Source organism: Pseudonocardia broussonetiae, from assembly GCF_013155125.1.
GTDB classification, from domain to species: domain Bacteria; phylum Actinomycetota; class Actinomycetes; order Mycobacteriales; family Pseudonocardiaceae; genus Pseudonocardia; species Pseudonocardia broussonetiae.
Genome location: NZ_CP053564.1, coordinates 5,825,021 through 5,842,828 on the forward strand (window position 1 = coordinate 5,825,021; position 17,808 = coordinate 5,842,828).

Below are 17,808 nucleotides of genomic sequence, written 5' to 3' on the forward strand. Positions count from 1 at the left end.
GGCCTCCGGATGAACCTCTGCCCGCCATCGCGCTACCGGGGCACCTCAGCCCGGCGCCGCTCCGTCCGCCGGGCGCAGCGAGGGCACGGCGACGACGATCCCCTCCTGCGTCGAGCGGGAGATCACCACGACCGCGGGGTCGTCGGGGTCGGGGTTGACCTCGCGGTGCGGCAGCCAGGGCGGGACGAACACGTGGTCGCCGGGACCGGTGCGGACCACGACCTCGTCCGTGCCGTCGTGGAAGACGAACTCGGGACGCCCGGAGACGACGTAGATCGACGTCTCGGCCTCGCCGTGGTGGTGGTCGCCCGAGCTCGTGGCCGGGGCGACGTGCGTCTCGCCCGTCCAGAGCACGGCCGACCCGACGGTCCGGCCGCTGATCGCCTCGTAGCGCCGCATCCCGGGGGTCTGCGCGGTGTCCGCGGTCAGCTCGCCGGCGCGGACGTGGTGGATGCGCGCGGGCGGCGCGGGGGCCGTGCCCAGGTCGGGGTGGAAGCCCTGCGCGGTCACCGGGTCACCCGTGCGATGAGCGGGAGGTCCGCGCCGAGCCGCAGCCGCTCCAGGAACAGCACCACCGACGCGGCGGCGGTGCGGTGCGTGGCGTCGTTGAGGGCGTCGTGCCGTCCCCCGGTGACCGCGACCAGCTCGGCCAGCGGCACCCGGGCGTACCAGGCCCGGGCGGCGTCGAGCGGGGCGACGGCGTCGGCGGCGCCGTGCAGTCCCAGCACGGGGACGCCGATCCGGGCGGGGTCGGCGCGCTCGAGCCAGCCGTCGGGCACCGGCTCGGCCAGCGCGCCGGCGCGCACGCCGTCGGGTGCGGCGATCCGGGCCGCGTGCGTCGGGCAGGCCGTGCGTGCGGCGACCTCGCCGTCCGGCTCCGGCGCGCCGGGGGGTCCGGCGGGGAGCCCGGCCAGCACCAGCGCGTCGGCCGGGACCCGGCCGTCCGCCACGAGCGCGGCGGCGAGCAGCGCGCCGGTGTCCGAGCCGACGAGCACGTGCGGGCCCGGGGCCCCGTCGAGCGCGGCCGCCACCAGCGACGCCGCTCTCCCGGCGTCGGCGACCGGGTCGGCGACGGCGGTCACCCGGTACCCGTCGACGGCGATCCGCCGTCCGAACCGCTCGTAGATCCCGGGGTGCTCGCCCCGCCCGGGCAGGACGACCAGCGTGCCCCGCGGGGCGACCTCCGGCGGACCGGTCCAGGTGAGCGTGTCCGCTGCGGCCACGGTCATGCGATCTCCTCCAGTTCCGCGCGCAGCTCCGCGCGCTCGGTACGGCTCAGCGAGTGCCCGTCGACCGTCGGCGCGGAGCCGACCAGCAGCCGGGTGTAGGGGTGCTCCGGAGCGGTGACGACGCGCCGCGTCGGCCCGGACTCGACGATCCGGCCGCGGTGCAGCACCGCGACCCGGTCGGTGGTGCCGGCGACCGACCCCAGGTCGTGGGAGACGAACAGCATCCCGGGGCCGCCGTCCTCCCGCAGGCGCAGCAGCAGCTCCAGCACCTGCACGCGCCCGGCCGCGTCGAGCGCGCTCACCGGCTCGTCGGCGAGCAGCAGCCGCGGCGCGAGCACCATCGCGCGGGCGATGGCGGCCCGCTGGCGCTGCCCCCCGGAGACCTCGCCGGGCCGGCGCGCGGCCAGCGCGGGGTCGAGCCCGACCCGCTCCAGCGCGGCGGCGACGCGCTCCGCGGTCTCGGCGGCCGGCGTGCCGCGGATCTCCAGCCCCTCCCCGACCGAGCGCCCGAGCGGCAGGTCGGGGTCGAGGCTGCGCAGCGGGTCCTGGAACACGTACTGCACTGCGCCGGCGTGCCGGAACGCGCGCAGCCTCCGCCCGCGCAGCGCGGGCACGTCGACCCCGTCGACGGTGACCGTCCCCCGGTCCGGGCGGTGCAGGCCCAGGACGGTGCGCGCGATCGTCGTCTTGCCCGACCCGGTCTCCCCGATCAGCCCGACGACCTCGCCGTCGGCCACGTCCAGGTTGACACCGTGCAGCACCTCGCGACGGCCCCGGCCGCGCCCGAGCGACACCGCCAGGTCGCGGATCTCCAGCAGGGTCATCGGACCGCCTCCCGGAACCGCTCGATCCCGAACCGCTCGTGGCTCTCCACCAGCGACCGGGTGTAGGGGTGGGACGGGGAGCGCAGCACGTCGGCCGCCCGGCCCCGCTCGACGACCGCGCCGTCCCGGAGCACGAGCACCTCCTCGCACACCTGCGCGACCACGGCCAGGTCGTGCGAGACCAGCACGAGGGCGAGCCCGAGCCGTTCGCGCAGGTCGGCGAGCAGGTCGAGCACCTCGGCCTGCACGGTGACGTCGAGCGCCGTGGTGGCCTCGTCGGCGACGAGCAGCTCGGGGTCGAGCGCGAGGGCGATCGCGATGAGCGCCCGCTGCGCCATCCCGCCCGAGAGCTCGTGCGGGTACTGCCCGGCGACCCGGGCCGGTTCCCGCAGGCCGGTGCGGGCGAGCAGCGTGACGGCCCGCTCGCGGGCGGCCCGCCTGCCGAGCCCGCCGCGCACGCGCAGCACCTCCGCGAGCTGGCGCCCGACCGGGATCGAGGGGTTGAGGTAGGAGGCGGGGTCCTGGAAGACGGCGCCGATCCGCGCGCCGCGGTAGGGCCGCCAGGCGGGCTCGTCGAGGCCGGTGAGCTCGGCGCCGTCGAAGCGGATCGACGTGCCCGGCCCGTTCGTGCAGCCGGGCGGCAGGATGCCGAGCACGGAGCGGCAGGTCAGCGACTTGCCGCTGCCCGACTCGCCGACGATGCCGAGGCTGCCGCCGCGGGCGACGGCGAACGCCACCCCCTCGACGACGGTGGTGCCGCCGGCGACGACCGAGAGGTCGCGCACCTCCAGCAGGGACTCAGGCACGGACGGCCTCCCGGGGTGCGGTCGCGTCGCGCAGGGCGTCGGCGAGGCCGTGGCACGCCCCGACGGCCAGCACGATGAGCAGCGCCGGGGCGAGCGGGCCCCACGGGCGCTGGAACAGGAACAGCAGGTCGGTGGCGAGCATCCCGCCCCAGGTCGGGGCGGGCGGCTGCACGCCGATGCCGAGGAACGTCAGCGAGGAGACGATGACGAGGCTGCTGCCGAGCAGCCCCGCGGTGCTCACCGCGACGGCCGGCAGCACGGTGGGCCAGACGTGGCGGCGCAGCACGAACCAGGGCGTGGCGCCGGCGAGCTGCGCGGCCTCCACGAAGGGGGCGCCGACGAGCGGGAACGCCGCGGCGCGGGTGACCCGGTAGAAGGCCGGCGCGATGAGGATCCCGACGGCGAGCATCGCCTGGTGCAGCCCGTTGCCGAGCAGCGCGGTCATCGCCACGGCGAACACCAGGAACGGCAGCGTGACCAGCGCGTCCACCACGCGCAGCGTGACCCACTCGAAGGTCCGCCCGAGCAGCACCGACAGCAGGCCCGGAACGACGCCGAGCACCAGCCCGGCCGCGACGGCCTCCAGCGCGGCCACCAGCGACAGCGTCGAGCCCGCGAGCAGCCGGGAGGCCACGTCGCGGCCGAGGTTGTCGGTCCCGAGCCAGTGCGCGGGCGACGGCCCCTGCAGGACCGCACGGGCGTCCTGCGCGAGCGGGTCGAGCGGCGCCAGCGCAGGCCCGAGGACGGCGAGCAGCGCGACCGCGGCCAGCACCGCGAGCGACACCGCCCCGGCCCGCTGACGGACGACGGAGCGCAGCATCACGTCCCCCGTCCCGCCGCGGCCGGGCGCAGGCGCACCAGCAGGGCGTTGACCAGCAGGCTGAACGCCAGCACCACCACGATCGCGACGACGAGCGCGCCCTGCACCACCGGCACGTCCCCGCGCAGCGCGCCCTCGGCGGCGAACCTCCCGAAGCCCGCCATCCCGAACACGCTCTCGGTGACGACAGCGCCGCCGATCAGCACCGGCACCCGCAGGCCGAGCACTGCCACCGCCGGGCCGGCGCCGTTGCGCAGCACGTGCACGCCGAGGATCCGCCGCGGCGGCAGGCCGCGGACCACCGCGCCGAGCACGAAGTTCTCGCGGTAGGCCGCGACCAGCCCGGTGCGCAGCTGGCGGGCCACGTCGGCGACGGTGTCCAGGCTCAGCGCCGTCGCGGGCAGGACGATCAGCGAGAACCAGGCGCCCACGTCGACGGACGGCGAGACGTACCCGGCCGACGGCACGAGCGGCACCAGCACCGCGAACACCACGATCAGCCCGATCGCGACGACGAACGGCGGCAGCGTGGCGATCACCGAGCAGAACGCGGTGATCGTCCGGTCCACCCAGGTGCCGCGCAGCACCGCGGCGAGGACACCGAGCGCGACGCCGCCGAGCACGCCGATGAGCAGGGCCAGGCCGGCCACCGACAGCGACACCTCCAGCCGCTGGCCGATCTGCTCGGCCACCCCGACCCCGTTGGACCACGAGACGCCCAGGTCGCCGTGCAGCACGCCGACGAGCCAGTCGGCGTACTGCACCGCAACGGGCCGGTCGAGCCCGAACTCGGCGTCGACGCGCGCCACGTCCGCCGGGGTGGCCGCGTCGCCGAGCTTGAGCCCGGCCGGGCTCAGCCCGCTCACGGCGCCGAGCGCGAACGTGGCCCCCGTGGCCAGCAGGAACACCGGCACGGTCGCGGCGAGGGTGCGCCCCCACCAGCGCAGCGCGGTGCGGCGGCGGGGCGGGGCGGGCGCGGCCGCCCGAGGGACGGCCGGCGCCGGCGCCGCGACGAGGACCGACGTCACGTCCGCTCCCCCACCGTGACGCCCTCCCAGCGGTACTGGGACAGGAAGTGGGGCAGCGGCGAGACGCGCGGGCTGCGCACGGCGATCCGCGGCGTCGTGGCGAGGGAGAAGCTCGGCGACATCAGCACGCCCAGCCGCACGGCCTCCTGCAGCACGGCCGGGTACTCCGGGGCGTCGAGCGGCGTGCGGCGGACGGTGTCGAGCGCGGCGAGGAACTCCGGCGTGGCGACCTTGCTGGTGTTCATCAGGCCCTCGGCGCCGTAGACGACCGTGAGGTTCTGCACCGGGGACTCCCGGCCGACCGTGCCGTCGAGCGCGAACTGCGCGCGCCGCCCGAGGTACACCTCCTGCTGCCACGTCGACGAGCCGGGCGGGACCACGTTGATCGTCGCGGTCACCCCGACGGCCTGCAGCTGCTGCTGCACGAGCTCGGCGCGGTCCTGCGTCGCGGCGGGCGCGGTGACGGTGAGCGCCAGCTGCCCCGGCGCGTAGCCCGCCTCGGCGAGCAGCGCCCGGGCCCGGTCGGGGTCGTAGGCGAACACGCCGTCCAGGCCCGGGTCGTGGGCGACGTAGCCCGCCGGGAAGGGCTGGTAGGCGACGTCCCCGATGCCGCCCTGGGTCACGTCGATGATCGCCTGGCGGTCGACGGCGAACTTCAGGGCGTCGACGACGCGCCGGTCGGTGAGCGGCTCCAGCCCGCTGTGCACGTCGACCTGGCTCACGCCGAACGAGTCGATCACCTCGACCTCCAGCCCCGCGGCCTGCGCCTGCGCGACCTGGTTTCCGGTGATCGTGGCGACGTCCAGCGCGCCGGTCTGCACGGCCGCGACGACCGACGAGGGGTCGGTGCCCGCGGTGAGCTCGAGCCGCTCGACCAGGATCTCGTCGGCGTTCCAGTAGCCGGGGTTGCGGACGAGCACGGCGCGGGACTCCGGGACGAAGCTCTCCATCGTGAACGGGCCGGCCCCGACCGGTGCCGTCGGCAGCGCCGCCGCGTCGGCCGTGAACGCCGCGGGGCTGACGATCGCCCCCGTCTTGCCGGCGAGCAGGTTCGGCACCTGGTAGTCGGGCGCGGCGAGGAGCAGCGTGACGGTCCGCTCGTCGTCGACGGTGATGTCGGCGATCGTCCTCAGCTGGTCCTTGAGCAGCGAGTCCTGCTGCGTCGTGCCGCGCAGCAGGCTCTGCCGCACGGCGTCCGCGTCGAGCGGCGTGCCGTCGGAGAAGGTCAGCCCGGGCCGGAGCGTGAACGTGACCGCGGTGCCGTCGCCGTTGTAGCTCCACGACTCGGCCAGTCCCGGCCCGGCGTTCCCCTGCTCGTCGAGCTGGGTGAGCGAGGCGTAGACCAGCGCGAGGGTGTTGATGTCGTTGCCGGTCGAGGACGTGACCGGGTCCCACGAGGTGGGCAGCGCGAAGCCCCACCTCAGGGTGGTGTCGCGGGCGCCGGCCGCGCTCGCGCCGCCGCACCCGGCGAGCAGCAGGACGGCGGCGACCGCGAGTGCGGCGAGGCGGGCGAGCCGGGACGGGGTGGCGCCCATGGCGGTGGTGCTCCTGTTCACGGGGTGGGGACCAGCGGACGCGCGGTCGCGCGGGCGGCGGTGTGGACGTTCTCGGGGACGGGCAGGCCGAGGTGCCCGCGCAGGGTCGTGCTGTCGTAGGCGTCGCGGACGACGCCGCGGGCCCGCAGCAGCGGCAGGACCCCGTCGGTGAAGCGGGCGAACTCGCTGGGCACGGTGACGTGCACGTTCAGCCCGTCGAGCGCGCCGGCCTCGAACCACTCCTGGATCCGGTCGGCGACGGTCCGCGCGGACCCGACGAACGGCGCGGGCGTGGACGCGGTGAACCGCAGCACCGTCTCGCGCAGCGTGAGGCCCTCGTCGCGGGCCACGGCCTTGATCCGCTCGGCCTGCGTGCGGAAGCTGGTCGACCCGAGGTCGCCCAGCTCCGGGAACGGGGCGTCGAGGTCGTACCCGCTGAAGTCGTGCCAGCCGAACGGCCTGCCGAACTGGGCGAGGGTCTTGGGGAAGTCGCGCTCGAACCGGTCGCGCCGGCGGGCCTCCTCGATCGCGAGCGCCTCCTCGTCGGTGTCGGCGACGACCGGCGTGATGCCGGGCATGACGACGACGTGCCGGGGGTCGCGGCCCTTCGCCTGCGCGCGGGCCCGGATGTCCCGGGCGAACGCGACGCCGGCCTCCAGCGTCGGGGCGTGGGTGAAGATGCCCTCGCCGATCTCCGCGCCCAGGTCGCGGCCCTCCTCCGAGTCGCCGGCCTGGAAGATCACCGGCCGGCCCTGCGGGGAGCGCGAGATGTTGAGCGGCCCGCGCACCGAGGAGAAGTGCTCGCCGCTGTGGTCGAGGCGGTGCAGGCGGGAGGGGTCGACGAACTCCTCGGCCGCCTTGTCGACGGCGAACGCGTCGTCCTCGTAGGAGTCCCACAGCCCCTGGCACACCCGCACCGACTCCAGCGCGCGGCCGTAGCGGGCGGCGTAGTCGTAGTGCTCGTCGCGGCTGTAGTTCGCCGCCGTGCCGCCGTCGCCGGTCGCGACGACGTTCCACCCGGCCCGCCCGCCGCTGATGAGGTCGAGGGACCCGAGGCGGCGGGCGAGGTTGAACGGCGAGTTGTACGAGGTGGTCAGGGTGCCGACCAGCCCGATCCGCTCGGTCTGCACGGCCACCGCCGACAGCAGCGTCAGCGGCTCCAGCCGGTTGAGGTAGTGGGGCGGGGAGTCCGGGGTGATGAACTGGCTGTCGACGATGAACACCAGGTCGAACAGCGCGGCCTCGGCCTGCCGCGCGCGCTCGACGTACCAGCGGATGTCGGTGCTGGCGTCGAGGGGGACCTCGGGGTGGCGCCACGTGTCGTGGTCGCCGGGGCCGCCGACGCCGAACAGGACGGCGCCGAGCTTCAACTGCCGGGGCATGGGTGGGCCTCTCTGGGACGCGCTCAGGACGCGTCCGGGCGCGGCGGCGCGCGCGGACGCGGAGGGACGAGCGGAGGGGGACGAGCGGGAGGGCCTGGGCGCGGAGGGCGTCAGGCGGTCGCGCGACGACACGTCGCGGAGCAGGTGCGGCCGAGGTCCACGGCGCGGCGCTGCGTGAGCAGCGGAGACGCGGGTGAGGCCGACATGCCCGTGATCGTGGCACGCGGGCGGGCGCCGCGTCCAAGCACGAGACCCGATCACATCCGAGAGGGATTCCTGATCGGTCGTGCTCGAATGGGTGCGTGAACCGGGTCCTCGACGTCGTGGCGCTGCGCAGCTTCGTGGCGGTGGCCGACTGCGGCGGCTTCCACCGCGCCGCCGCGGCCCTGCACGTGAGCCAGCCCACCGTCAGCGCCCACGTCCGCCGGCTGGAGGGCGTGTGCGGGCAGCCCCTCATGGAGCGCGTCGGCCGGACCTCGCGCACGACCCCCGCGGGCGACGCCCTGCTGGCCCACGCCCGCCGGCTGCTCGCCGTGCACGACGAGGCGCTGCAGGCCCTGACGACCGACCGGCCCGACGAGCTGGTCGTCGGGTCCACCGAGCACGCCGCCGACCGCCTGCTGCCGGAGCTCACACCCGCCGCGCTCGGCACCGGACGGGTGCGCTTCCGCCTCGACCGGGGTGCGCGGCTGCGGGAGGCCCTCGACCGCGGGGAGCTCGACCTCGCCCTGCTGCTGGGCCGCGCCCGGGACGAGCGGTCGCACGACGCGGGCGTGCTGGAGCTGCACTGGTTCGCCGCCCCGGGGTGGGTGCGGCCCCCCGGCGAGCCGCTCCCCCTCGTGGCGCTCGACGACCCCTGCGCGCTGCGCGAGCGGGCGCTGGAGACCCTGGCCCGCGAGGAGCAGGCGGTCGTCGTGGCCTGCGAGGCCGCCTACCTCGCCGGCGTGCTCGCCGCCGCCCGCGCCGGGCTGGGCGTCGCCCTGCTCGCCACGATGGGCCGCGTCCCCGAGGGCCTGGAGCGGCGCGACGACCTGCCGGCCGTCGAGCCGGTGCCGATGTCCCTGCGCACCCGGCGCGGGCTCCCGCCCGCCGTCGTCGAGAGGGCGACCGGGTCGCTCGCGGGGGTGCTGGCGGGTCGCAGCGCGCCCGCATGACCGACGGGCGGCCGGTCCCTACCTGAGCCAGTCGGTGTACCGGGTGGAGGCGATGCGGGCACCCTCGCCGGCGACCAGCACGTCGGGGCGGACCACCGCGAACAGGCCGGCGGACCCGTCCACGGTCACCGACCGCGTGTCGCCCCTTGCAGCGAGCGTGATCCGGCCGAGCTCGTCGAGCGGGTAGACCTCGGGGCCCGCGAGGTCGAGCGTCCCGTTCAGCGGCGCGCCGGCGGCGACCTCCGCGACCGTCGCGGCGACCTCCGCCGCCGCCAACGGCTGCAGCAGGGTCCGCGGCAGGCGGACCGTGTCCCCGTCGGCGGTCCAGGACAGCACCGCGTCGATGAACTCCATGAACTGCGTCGCCCGCACGATCGAGTAGGGCACCGGACCGGCCTTCAGGACGTCCTCCTGCAGGGTCTTGGCCCGGTAGTAGTCGAGCTCCGGCACCCGGTCCACGCCGACGATGGACAGGACGACGACGTGCCCGGCGTCGGCCCGCACCGCCCCCGCCACGAGGTTGTCCATCGAGGTCCGGAAGAACTCCGGCGACGCCTCGTCGAACGTCGGGGAGTTGGTCAGGTTGACGACGACCTCGGCGCCCGCCAGCGCGGCGTCGAGGCCCTCCCCGGTGATGACGTCGACCCCGGTCGACAGCGCGTGCGGTACCGCGTCGTGGCCTGCCGCGTTCAGGTCCCGCACGACCTGCGACCCGATGAGCCCGGTTCCACCGATGACTGCGAACTCCATGACCCGCCCTGCTTCCTGTGAGTGGGCGTCCGTGTTCGGACGTCCACAGGCAGGACAGGACAGCCCGGCGATCTGTGACAGGGCGCCTACGCGGCCCGCGCGATCCGCTCCAGCTTCTCCGGGTTCATCACCCACATCAGCCGGTCCAACCCGTCGGTCGTGCCGGTCACGGCCAGCAGCGCGACCGGCTCCCCGTCCCGGGACACGAGCACCGACGGCGAGCCGTTGGCCTCGACCCAGCGCACCTCGGCCCCCTCCCAGAACCGCGAGGCGAAGGTCGCTACGACCCGCGCCACCCGCTCCCGTCCGGTCACCACGACGCGGGCGGCGTTGCGCACCGCTCCCCCGCCGTCGGTGTGGCTGACGACGTCCGCGGCCAGCAGGGACTCGAGGTCGTCGAGGTCGCCCGCGCGGGCGGCGACCAGGAACGCCGAGAGCAGCCGGCGGTGCGCCGCGGCGTCGACGGACGCCTCCTTCTCGACGCGGATGCTCCTGCGGGCCCGGCTGACCAGCTTCCGCGCGTTCGCGACCTGCGTCCGCAGCACCTCCGCGATCCGCTCGTAGGGGTAGTCGAAGGCCTCGCGCAGCACGAACGCCGCCCGCTCGGTGGGCGTGAGCTTCTCCAGGAGCAGGAGCACCGCGAGGTCGAGGGCCTCCCCCCGCTCCGCGCCGAGCGCCGGATCGGCGCTCGTGTCGACCGGCTCCGGGAGCCACGGACCCACGTAGGTCTCCCGCCGGACCCGCGCCGTCTGCGTGGCGTTGATGGCGAGCCGGGTCGCCATCGTCACCAGGAAGGCGGTCTCGTCGCGGACCGCGTCCCGGTCGTGGACCTGCCACTTGACCCACACGTCCTGCACGACGTCCTCGGCGTCGGCCACCGCGCCCAGCATCCGGTAGGCGATCCCGAACAGGCGCGGCCGGACCAGGGCGAACGACGACGCGGCCTCGTCGAGGTCGGCCGGTGCGGACGGCGGTGCCGCACCGTCGGACGGGAGGTGCACGGTCACAGCGTAGGAGCGCTGCGGTCAGCCGGTGAAGCTGCCGCCGTTCGCGTCCACGACCGACCCGGTGATGCAGTCGGCACCCGGGGAGGCCAGGAATGCCGCGACCGAGGCGATCTCCTCGGCCCGACCGAACCGCTGGAGACCGAACCCACGCACACGACGCGACCGCCGCGCCGGCGCAGGTGTGGCAGCGCGGCCTGAACCCCCGACCCCCGTGGTGGGTAGGACGTCGTCGGTCCTCGATCGAGTCCCGACCGCGCTGCGCGATGGTCGCGTCGGCACGATCGCGGAGGTGCTCGAGCCGATTCACCACGAGCGGGTGAGCCGCCGCAGGGCCGGGAGCCAGAGGCTGTGGACGGTACCGAAGTCCGTCCACGACCCGCGGCACACCGGAGTGCCGCGGCCAGACCCGGAAGGAAGACACATGGCTCTCGGAGAAGCACCCGTTCTCGACACCCTGGTCGACATCAACGCCGCGGCCCTGCAGCGCACCGAGCTCGACGCGGTGACCCTGCTCATGGTGCGCATCGCCGCACTCGCGGCGGTCGACGCCTCCGCCACGTCGTACGTCATGCACATCGGACCGGCCGCCGAGGCGGGGCTGACCATCGAACAGGTCCAGGACGTGCTGGTGGCGGTCGCTCCGATCGTCGGTGCGCCTCGGGTCCTCAACGCCTCCCAGAACATCCTGGAGGCCTTCGGGCTCGCCGTCGCCGCGCTGCAGACGGTAGGGACGAACGCCGACGTCTGACCGACGCCCGGGTGCACGGTCGCCGCAGCCGACCGGGCACCCCACCGGCTGCTCCGGTGGGGTGCCCGGTCGGCGTGTGCGGTGCGAGAACGCCTCAGTGGCCGTCCGACCGGTCCATGACCAGCGCCGCGAGGACGGCGAGGTCGAGAGCGATCGTGACCACCGACCACAGCGGGTAGTAGGGCAGGAACAGGAAGTTCACGGACAGGCTGAGCACGACGACGGCGATCCCGGCCCACCGGGCCCACGCCGCGCCCCGCATGATCGCCAGCCCGACGAGGGCGACGACGGCGCCGAGCAGCAGGTGGACCCAGCCCCAGGCGGTCAGGTCGAAGGCGTAGAGGTGGCCGGCGTCGGTGACGTAGATCGTGTCGTTGAGCAGGGCGGGGATGCCGATCAGCGCCTGGTAGCTGCCGATCACCAGCAGCATCGTCCCGGCGAAGGTGGTCCCACCGCTCCCCTGTCGCGCCGTTCGGCGGGGGGGCGAGGTGGCATCGGCTGTCGAGCCGGCAGGTACCTCGGTGGACATGTCTGACTCCTCGGCAGTGGGGGACGGCGGGCACGTGAACGGTCGCGGCGACGTGCCGACGGCGCCTCCCCCGGAACGTGTGAAAGCACGGTCTGCGCCGAGGAGCGCGAGCGGTGCCGGTGCCGTGCCGGCGCCGCCCGCGGTCAGGCCGCGATGACGAACAGCCCGTAGAGCACGATCAGCAGTGCGGCGAGCAGACAGCCCGACGCGACGACGACGCCCCCGGCCCGGCCCGCCGCCGTGGCGTCCGCCCGGGTGCCGGCCGACAGGCCGACGACCGCGCAGCCGACCAGCACCACGACGACCACCGTGGTGGCGGCGGACACCGCGGCGACGACGATCAGGGTCACCCAGTGCACCGTGGTCCCCTTCCGGTCAGGCCGCGAGCGAGGCGGGCGGCGAGGCGGGCATGTCGGTGACGTTGTCCGCGGTCACCGGGCTGCGCCGGGACGCCGCGTAGATGCCGCCGCCCAGCGCCAGTCCCGTGGCCGCGACGACGGCCACCCCGCCGGGGCCGTGCGCCGCCACCCAGGACGCCGTGGCGCCCACCGCCGCCGCGGCGGGCAGGGTCACGACCCAGGCCAGCACCAGCCGGCGGGCCAGGCTCCAGTGCACCGACGCCAGCCGTCGCCCGGCCGCCGCACCGAAGATCGAACCGGTGCACACCTGCGTGGTGGACAGGGGGATGCCCAGGTGGGTCGAGGTGAGGATGATCGCGGCGCTGGTCGTCTCCGCGGTGAAGCCCTGGGCGGACCGGATGTCGCCGACCCGCTTCCCCAGGGTCCGGATGATCCGCCATCCACCCATGTAGGTGCCCAGCGCGATCGCCAGCGCGGCGCTGAGCACCACCCACAACGGCGGGGTCGAGCCCGGTCGGAGCAGACCCGCCGTGACCAGCGTCAGCGTGATCACCCCCATCGTCTTCTGCGCGTCGTTCGCGCCGTGGGCCAGGGCCACCATCGACGCCGAGAGGACCTGCCCGGCCCGGAAACCCCGGTCCGCGGTCCCGGGATCCGCCCTGGCGGTGAGCAGGTAGACGATCCCGGTCGCGACGAGTGCGATGAGACCGGCCAGCAGCGGCGAGACGATCGCCGGGACCACGACCTTGCCCAGCAGTCCCCCGACGTTCACCGCACCGGCGCCGCCCACCACGAGCGTGGCCCCGATGAGGCCGCCGAACAGGGCGTGCGACGAGCTCGACGGCAGCCCGAGCAGCCAGGTCAGCATGTTCCACAGGATGGCTCCCACCAGTGCGGCGAACACGACCGCCGGGGTGATCCGCGCCTCGTCCACCAGCCCGCCGGCGATCGTCATCGCGACCTGGACGGACAGGAAGGCCCCGGCCAGGTTCAGCAGCCCGGCGATCGTGACGGCGACCTTCGGCCGCAGTGCGCCGGTGGCGATGGAGGTGGCCATCGCGTTCGCCGTGTCGTGGAAGCCGTTCGTGAAGTCGAAGATCAACGCCGTCACCACGACCAGTCCGACGACCAGTGCCACGTCCATGAGCACGCCTCCTACGGCTGTCCCCGCCTGCGTCCGGGCCGGCACCGCCGGCGCCGTGCGCCACAGCGCGCTCCGCCGGCTCGGCGAGAGTCGGACGGGCGCACCGGCGCGGCGTCATCCGCCCAGGGCGAAACCGCCCGCGGTCACGCAGCAGGCCGACGACCGGGTCGGCCGCCGGCGTGACCGACGCAGCGCGCACCGCCCCGGGCGGACGGTGTGCGGCGATCGGCGGACGCGGGGCGTAGGACGCACCGACGCCCCCGGTCACCCCTCCTGGATGAGACGCGCCCCCTCCTCTCCGGCGACCCTGCTCCCGGCCCGCACAGCAGGCGGGCCCCGACGGTGGTGGGAGGACTCATGAGCGGTCCCGCGCAGTGGACGGTGAGCCGCGGCCAGCAGGCAGCGGCGGCCGTCGCGCTGATCGCCGCGGCGCTGACCCTCGGGGTCGGCGCGACCGTCGCCGTCATCCGCTTCCCGAGCGGGCTCGGGGTGCTGGCCTGCGTGGTGGTCGCGGTGGCCGCGGCCTGGTTCGCCGTGGTCCGCACAGGCGTCGCCCGCATCGTCGGCGCGGTGCTCGCGGTACTCGCGCTGGCCGGCGCAGCCGGCCTGCTCCTCCGCGACGGCTGGTGGCTCTACCTGGCCGGGCTCGTGGTCGGCGTGGCGATCTGGCACGCGGCCGCACGGGTCGCGTTCCGGGTGCACGTCACGCTGCCCCCGGCCGAGCCGCCCCGGAACCCGGTGCTGTTCGTCAACCCGTGGTCCGGCGGCGGGAAGGCGGCCGCGGTCGGGCTCGTCGAACGAGCGGCGGAGCGCGGGATCCGGAGCGTGCAGCTGCGACGGGGCGACGACCTCGACCAGCTCGTCCGGCAGGCCGTCGCCGAGGGGGCCGACGGCCTGGCAGCAGCCGGCGGCGACGGCACGCAGGCCGTGGTGGCGACCGCGGCCGCCGAGCACGGGCTGCCCTACGCCTGCATCCCGGCCGGTACCCGCAACCACTTCGCGCTGGACCTCGGCGTGGACCGCGACGACGTCGTCGGGGCTCTCGACGCCTTCGTCGACGGCGGTGAGCACGTCGTCGACCTGGGTGAGGTCAACGGGAGGGTCTTCGTCAACAACGTCTCGATGGGCCTGTACGCCGAGGCCGTGCAGAGCGCGGACTACCGCGACGCCAAGATCCGCACGCTGCTCGACACGGTGCCGGCGGTGCTGGGGCCGTCGGGTGACGCGCTCGACCTGAACTGGGTGGCCCCCGACGGGAGCCTCCACGCGTCGGCGGCGACCATCCTGGTGTCCAACAACCCCTACCGGTTGGGGCACGCCCTCGGCTCCGGGACCCGCCCGCGGATCGACGCCGGCCGGCTCGGGGTCGCCGTCGTGCCGGCCCGGGGCGACAGGGGTGCGGGGCGCCGCGGCCGGGCGGTCCTGCAGCAGTGGTCGACCTCCGAGTTCGAGGTCGGCTCGGCACGGCCCGTCCCCCTGGGGATCGACGGCGAGGCGGTCGTGCTGGTGCCCCCGGTCCGCTTCCGGATCCGGCCGCGCACGTTGCGCGTGCGCATCTCCCCCCGCCATCCGGGCGCGTCGCCGTCGACCCTGCAGCCGGACCGCGTGATGGACAGCCTGCGGGCGCTGGCGGCCATAGCCGCGGGTCGGGTTCCCCACCCGTCCGCACCCACCACCACGTCCGCACCACCCACCACCACGGCCGGAAGGCCGACCGATCCGTGATCGACGGAGGAGACGAGATGGGCAAGCTCGGCAAGAAGCTGGCGAAGTTCGCGGACTCGCCGAAGGGACGCAAGCTGCGGAAGAAGGCGCGGAGCAAGGCCGAGGACCCGGCCACCAGGGCGAAGCTGCGGAAGAAGCTCGGCAGGCGGTAGTGGCGCGACGCGGTTCCGGTGCCGACGCAGGCCCGGTGACGTAGCCCCGCCGGGTGGGCGCACGGCTCAGCCCAGCAGCCGCCGCTGGATCGCGCCGTCCACCGCCTCGCGCCGGCTGGAGACGCCGAGCTTGCTGTAGATGGAGCGGATGTGGCTCTTGACGGTGTTCACCGACACCGTGAGCTCGTCGGCGATCTCCGTGGCGCTCAGCAGGGACGGGAGCAGCGCCAGCACGTCGTGCTCGCGATCGCTCAGGCACGTCGACCCGCGCCTGCCCGCCGTCGACCGGGCCACGGCGATCCGGCGCAGGTACCCCGTGCCCACCGCGGGCGGCGCCACCGACCGCAGCAGGTCTGCGGGCGGGCCGGACATCGCGGCGAAGGGCCGCACGACGTCCAGGTCCGCACCCAGCTGCAGCGCGGCCGCGAGTTCGGACCGTCCCCCGAGCGGGTCGCCGGTGTGCAGCGCGGCACCGGCCAGGAGCACGTGCGCCTCGACCTCGGTCTGCGCGGCCAGCGCCGGCACCGAACCCGACTTCAGCGGCTCGAGTGCGGCGATGGCGGCCTCGAACCGGCCGGCGAGCACATGGGCCCGGGCGTCCATCACCAGGATCTCGCCGACCTTGCCGATCCTGCGCTCGAGCCGGACGGCGGTGTCGGAGGCCACCGCGTCGCCACCCTGGGCGAGGACGGCGAAGTGCTCCAGCGAGGCGAGCGCGGCCAGCAGGGGCGCGGGCGCGACGACTCCCGAGAAGTCGACCGGCACGAGCGGCTCCGGCCCGGACTCCCCCAGGTCGGCGTCCGCCGCGCGGCGCACCACGCGCAGGATGAGGTCCGCCACCTCGGGCAACGGCTGCCCGACCGCCAGCACGTCGTCGGCCCGGGACCGGGCCGCCACCGGTTCCCCGGCGAGCAGGTCGCGGTAGGCCAGCACCGCTGTGGCCTCCGCGGCCCACTCGGCGGAGGGGTAGCCGACAGCGGCGGACGTCCGGACCGCGGACGTGGCGGCGGCCGCCATCGCACGATGATCGCCGTACGCCGCCTCGAGCAGCGCGAGCCGGGAGAGCGCACGCACCTCGAGGCAGGCGAGGTCGTGGGCGTGGGCGCACGCGGCCGCACCGGCGAGGGACGCCCGCAGCTCGTCCTGGTCCTCCTCGTCCGCAGCGCGGGCCTCCGCCCGACCCAGCACCCCCAGCACCTCCAGCTCCGGCGGCACCGGGCCGGGCGGGACCTCCTGCAGGGTCGGCCGACCGTCCACGAGGAGCCCCACCGCAGCATCGAGGGCGCCCAGCTCCGGTCCGGGATCCGCCGGGCGCACCCGCCGTGCCTGCTCCAGGGCCGCGACGGCATCGACCTCCGCTCCGCGCAGGTGGAGGACCAGCGCCGAGAGCAGCGCCATCCGCGCGTCGGCGGCCACCGCCGCACTCCCGGCCGAGACGAGCGCCCGCCGCACCGGGTCCTGCCGACCGGCCGCGACGAGCCGGACACCGCTGTCCCGGAGGGCCTCCGCCAGCAGCGCCGGATCGCCGGCGCGCTCCGCGTGCCGGAGCGCGTGCACCGGGTCGTCGGCGGCGAGCCACCACCGTGCCGCGATGGTGTGCGACGAGTGGTGCCGAGCGGGGTGGTGGCCCTCCAGGTCGGCCTCGAGGTAGGCGCGGAACAGCGGATGGATGTGGTAGCTCTCGAGATCGGTGCGGTACACCAGCCCGGTGCCGCGCACCATGTCGTCCAGTACGCGTCGGGCGTCGGGGCGACCGAACAGCGCCTCGGCCAGCCCGACCTGCAGGCGTCCGCACACCGCGCCCATCCCCAGCTGCCTCCTGGTCGGTGCGGGCAGACCGGCCATCACCTCGTCGGTGAGGTAGTCGGCGATCGAGCGGTCGCTCCCCGAGAAGTGCGCGATGAAGCCGCCGGGATCGTCGGTGGACCGCAGCGCCAGCACGGCGAACCGCAGTCCGGCCACCCAGCCGTCGGTGCGCTCGTGCAGGACCGCCACCTCCTCCGCACTCGCCACCACCTCGCACGCGCGCAGCAGGGCCTCGGTCTCGGCCAGGTCGAACCGCAGCGCGTCGGCCCGCAGCTCCCGCAGCTGGCCCTCGAGGCGCAGTCGGGGCAGCGGCAGCAGCGCGTCCCGCCGGCTGACCAGCACCAGCTGCAAGCCTGCCGGTCGACGGCGGACGAGGCGGGCGAGGTCCCGCAGTGCGGGTTCCGCCAGGTCGTGGACGTCGTCGAGGACCAACCGCACCGGCGACGCAGCGTCGAGCACCGCCCCCAGGTCGTCGACGAAGTCCGCGTCCGACCCGCGGGCGCCGACCCGCGCGATCCCGGGCGCCAACCCGGGGACGGCGGCGAGCGAGGCCAACAGGGTCGCGCGGAACCGCGCTGCGTCGTCCGCCGCGTCCACCGCCACCCACGCGACGGGCAGACCGCCGGGCCGGCTCGACCATTCGGCCACGAGCACGGTCTTGCCGTACCCGGCCGGTGCGACGACCGAGACCAGCTGCCCCGGCTCCGCGCTGTCCAGCAGATCGAGCAGGTGGCCGCGGGACGCGAGACCAGGTGGCAGCTCGGGCATCGTGATCTTGCTCATCGGAATGCGCATGGCGGTTTCGCCCTC

General features: G+C 75.4%; 19 protein-coding genes. 4 read left to right on the top strand and 15 right to left on the bottom strand.

What is annotated here, in order from left to right; genetic code table 11:
* Positions 1 to 45: 45 nt before the first annotated feature.
* The 8 genes from HOP40_RS28235 to HOP40_RS28270 are packed head-to-tail and all read right to left on the bottom strand — an operon-like array spanning position 46 to position 7,624.
* The gene (locus tag HOP40_RS28235) at positions 46 to 510 is read right to left on the bottom strand and encodes a cupin domain-containing protein (RefSeq protein ID WP_240157326.1); all 465 of its coding nucleotides are present in this window, start codon (positions 508 to 510) and stop codon (positions 46 to 48) included.
* Positions 507 to 1,229: an alpha/beta hydrolase gene (locus tag HOP40_RS28240; protein ID WP_172164305.1), complete on the bottom strand. Its 723-nt coding sequence runs from the start codon at positions 1,227 to 1,229 to the stop codon at positions 507 to 509. The genes HOP40_RS28235 and HOP40_RS28240 overlap by 4 nt, the downstream gene beginning before the upstream one ends.
* The gene (locus HOP40_RS28245; protein WP_172164308.1) at positions 1,226 to 2,053 is read right to left on the bottom strand and encodes an ABC transporter ATP-binding protein; all 828 of its coding nucleotides are present in this window, start codon (positions 2,051 to 2,053) and stop codon (positions 1,226 to 1,228) included. The genes HOP40_RS28240 and HOP40_RS28245 overlap by 4 nt, the downstream gene beginning before the upstream one ends.
* Complete coding sequence (locus HOP40_RS28250) at positions 2,050 to 2,859, bottom strand: ABC transporter ATP-binding protein (RefSeq protein WP_172164311.1); 810 nt, start codon at positions 2,857 to 2,859, stop codon at positions 2,050 to 2,052. The genes HOP40_RS28245 and HOP40_RS28250 overlap by 4 nt, the downstream gene beginning before the upstream one ends.
* Positions 2,852 to 3,679, bottom strand: a complete 828-nt coding sequence (locus HOP40_RS28255; RefSeq protein ID WP_172164314.1) for an ABC transporter permease — start codon at positions 3,677 to 3,679, stop codon at positions 2,852 to 2,854. Before HOP40_RS28255 ends, HOP40_RS28250 begins: the two co-directional genes overlap by 8 nt.
* On the bottom strand, positions 3,679 to 4,707 hold the full coding sequence (locus tag HOP40_RS28260) for an ABC transporter permease (RefSeq protein WP_172164317.1): 1,029 nt from the start codon (positions 4,705 to 4,707) through the stop codon (positions 3,679 to 3,681). The genes HOP40_RS28255 and HOP40_RS28260 overlap by 1 nt, the downstream gene beginning before the upstream one ends.
* Entirely contained in the window at positions 4,704 to 6,242 is a 1,539-nt protein-coding gene (locus HOP40_RS28265) for an ABC transporter substrate-binding protein (protein ID WP_172164320.1), read from the bottom strand. The genes HOP40_RS28260 and HOP40_RS28265 overlap by 4 nt, the downstream gene beginning before the upstream one ends.
* Positions 6,243 to 6,259: 17 nt before the next feature.
* A complete protein-coding gene (locus tag HOP40_RS28270) occupies positions 6,260 to 7,624 on the bottom strand; it encodes an NtaA/DmoA family FMN-dependent monooxygenase (RefSeq protein ID WP_172164343.1) in 1,365 nt (454 codons plus the stop codon).
* Positions 7,625 to 7,926: 302 nt separating this feature from the next.
* On the opposite strand from HOP40_RS28270, the gene HOP40_RS28275 reads away from it, so the two are divergent.
* Entirely contained in the window at positions 7,927 to 8,778 is an 852-nt protein-coding gene (locus HOP40_RS28275) for a LysR family transcriptional regulator (RefSeq protein ID WP_172164346.1), read from the top strand.
* Between the two features lie 18 nt (positions 8,779 to 8,796).
* Here the strand turns inward: HOP40_RS28275 and HOP40_RS28280 are convergent, their stop codons facing one another.
* From HOP40_RS28280 to HOP40_RS36660, 3 genes are all read right to left on the bottom strand, one after another.
* Positions 8,797 to 9,528 carry an SDR family oxidoreductase gene (locus HOP40_RS28280; protein ID WP_172164349.1) on the bottom strand — a complete coding sequence of 244 codons (732 nt, stop codon included), beginning with the start codon at positions 9,526 to 9,528 and terminating at the stop codon, positions 8,797 to 8,799.
* Positions 9,529 to 9,614: 86 nt separating this feature from the next.
* A complete protein-coding gene (locus tag HOP40_RS28285; RefSeq protein ID WP_172164352.1) occupies positions 9,615 to 10,529 on the bottom strand; it encodes an RNA polymerase sigma-70 factor in 915 nt (304 codons plus the stop codon).
* 24 nt (positions 10,530 to 10,553) lie between these two features.
* A complete protein-coding gene (locus HOP40_RS36660) occupies positions 10,554 to 10,814 on the bottom strand; it encodes an SDR family oxidoreductase (RefSeq protein WP_338053039.1) in 261 nt (86 codons plus the stop codon).
* 142 nt (positions 10,815 to 10,956) lie between these two features.
* On the opposite strand from HOP40_RS36660, the gene HOP40_RS28295 reads away from it, so the two are divergent.
* A complete protein-coding gene (locus HOP40_RS28295; protein ID WP_172164355.1) occupies positions 10,957 to 11,283 on the top strand; it encodes a carboxymuconolactone decarboxylase family protein in 327 nt (108 codons plus the stop codon).
* Positions 11,284 to 11,377: 94 nt separating this feature from the next.
* Here the strand turns inward: HOP40_RS28295 and HOP40_RS28300 are convergent, their stop codons facing one another.
* The 3 genes from HOP40_RS28300 to HOP40_RS28310 form a co-directional block, all read right to left on the bottom strand.
* Entirely contained in the window at positions 11,378 to 11,812 is a 435-nt protein-coding gene (locus HOP40_RS28300; RefSeq protein ID WP_420821772.1) for a DUF7144 family membrane protein, read from the bottom strand.
* Between the two features lie 143 nt (positions 11,813 to 11,955).
* Positions 11,956 to 12,162 (bottom strand): hypothetical protein, encoded by a 207-nt coding sequence (locus HOP40_RS28305; protein WP_172164358.1) that lies wholly within the window; start codon positions 12,160 to 12,162, stop codon positions 11,956 to 11,958.
* Between the two features lie 25 nt (positions 12,163 to 12,187).
* Entirely contained in the window at positions 12,188 to 13,315 is a 1,128-nt protein-coding gene (locus tag HOP40_RS28310) for an inorganic phosphate transporter (protein WP_172164361.1), read from the bottom strand.
* Between the two features lie 357 nt (positions 13,316 to 13,672).
* On the opposite strand from HOP40_RS28310, the gene HOP40_RS28315 reads away from it, so the two are divergent.
* Positions 13,673 to 15,040 carry a diacylglycerol/lipid kinase family protein gene (locus HOP40_RS28315; protein WP_172164364.1) on the top strand — a complete coding sequence of 456 codons (1,368 nt, stop codon included), beginning with the start codon at positions 13,673 to 13,675 and terminating at the stop codon, positions 15,038 to 15,040.
* Entirely contained in the window at positions 15,037 to 15,192 is a 156-nt protein-coding gene (locus tag HOP40_RS28320) for a hypothetical protein (RefSeq protein ID WP_172164367.1), read from the top strand. Before HOP40_RS28315 ends, HOP40_RS28320 begins: the two co-directional genes overlap by 4 nt.
* A gap of 66 nt (positions 15,193 to 15,258) precedes the next feature.
* On the opposite strand, the gene HOP40_RS28325 is transcribed toward HOP40_RS28320, so the two are convergent.
* A complete protein-coding gene (locus tag HOP40_RS28325; protein WP_172164370.1) occupies positions 15,259 to 17,793 on the bottom strand; it encodes a winged helix-turn-helix domain-containing protein in 2,535 nt (844 codons plus the stop codon).
* Between the last annotated feature and the right edge of the window lie 15 nt (positions 17,794 to 17,808).